The organism is Paenibacillus sp. ATY16 (genome assembly GCF_003399985.2).
GTDB lineage: Bacteria > Bacillota > Bacilli > Paenibacillales > Paenibacillaceae > Pristimantibacillus > Pristimantibacillus glycanilyticus.
Map to the genome: position 1 here is coordinate 1 of NZ_NMOK02000021.1, position 1,376 is coordinate 1,376.

Consider the following 1,376-nt stretch of genomic DNA (forward strand, 5'->3'; position numbering starts at 1 on the left):
GGTAGCGTCAAGAAGTTTGTGTAGTAGGGATTTCCATCGGGACGTTGGAAATGAATATTTAGCTGTTGACCTTCTAGAGGGCAAAGCCCAAGCGAAGGCGCGGGAGCTCATTCTTCTTTAAATGAGTTGTTTGCGTAACGCTCACTGTACATGGCTTCAAACGCAGCTCTGGTGCCAGGATCACTAAACCCACGAACGGCTCTACCACACCAATTCTCGTTGTAATCAATGGCTTGTAAGTAAATGATTTTCTCTGCAGCTTCAATGTTAGTTAGGCTGTTCATTGGTTTTAGCCGCTTTCGCAGTTCTTTATTCATGCGCTCGATCGGATTCGTCGTGTAGATCGCATTTCGGACTAATGACGGGTACTTGTAGAATGTAAGCAAAGTTGGAAGTTGCTCTTCCCACGACTTCACTTCCTTTGGATACCGCTTGCTCCATGTACTTTTGAAGCCATCAAACACAGCCTGGGCAACATCCCTATCAATAGCGGTGTAGACCTGTTTCAGGTCGCTCAGAAACGCCGTCTTATCCGCCATACGGATTTTTGGGAAAGTAGCACGGACTTTGTGGACGACACAATGCTGAACATCAGCCATTGGGTAGATCTCACGAAAAGCGTCTTCCAGACCAGGTAGGCCATCAAATACGCCGAGCAATACATCTGTGGCACCACGCTTCTTAAGGTCTTTAAGTACCTCGCGCCAACCGTTTGAGCTTTCGTGACCTCCAACGTAGAAGCCGAGGATTTGACGAATTCCTTTCTCATCAATTCCCATCACTAAGTACACGGCTTCGCTGCTTACCGTGTTACGTTTGAGTTTGACGTAGAGACCATCCAAGTAGAGGACGGAGTAGCGTTTCTCCAGGGGACGTGTTTGCCACTCTTCAATGTCCTCCATAACCGTTTGTGTAATGTTACTGACCGTTGTTGGAGAGTAGTGTGTGCCAAACATACTTTCGATGAACTTAGCCACCTCGCGCGTACTCATACCACCTTTGTACATGTGAATAATGGCCTCCTCTAACCATCCTTCTCTGCGTTGGTATGGCTCGAAAAGTTGCGTCTGGAAGGTCCCTTTACGGTCACGTGGAACCCGAAGTGCGTTAATGGTGCCATAGCGCGTCTGGAACGAACGCTTGTAATGTCCGTTTCGGCTATTGGATGACGTGGGTTTTTCAATGGTCATGTAATTCTTAATTTCTTCTTGAAGGAGTAGTTCAAGCTTTTCTTGGAGCAGCTTAGTAACAGTATTTTCAAGTAGATTATGAAAGGCATTATCGGGTATATTAGTCATCGAGTAGGGTCCTCCTCTTGGTGATGTCGCAATCCCGAGGATACCCTACTTTTTTGCATTCTGGAAAGACTCCAGATC

1 protein-coding gene is annotated in these 1,376 nt (G+C 46.7%); it reads right to left on the reverse strand.

What is annotated here, in order from left to right; translation table 11 throughout:
- Positions 1–107: 107 nt before the first annotated feature.
- On the reverse strand, positions 108–1,298 hold the full coding sequence (locus CFI03_RS11750) for an IS256 family transposase (RefSeq protein WP_248757521.1): 1,191 nt from the start codon (positions 1,296–1,298) through the stop codon (positions 108–110).
- Between the last annotated feature and the right edge of the window lie 78 nt (positions 1,299–1,376).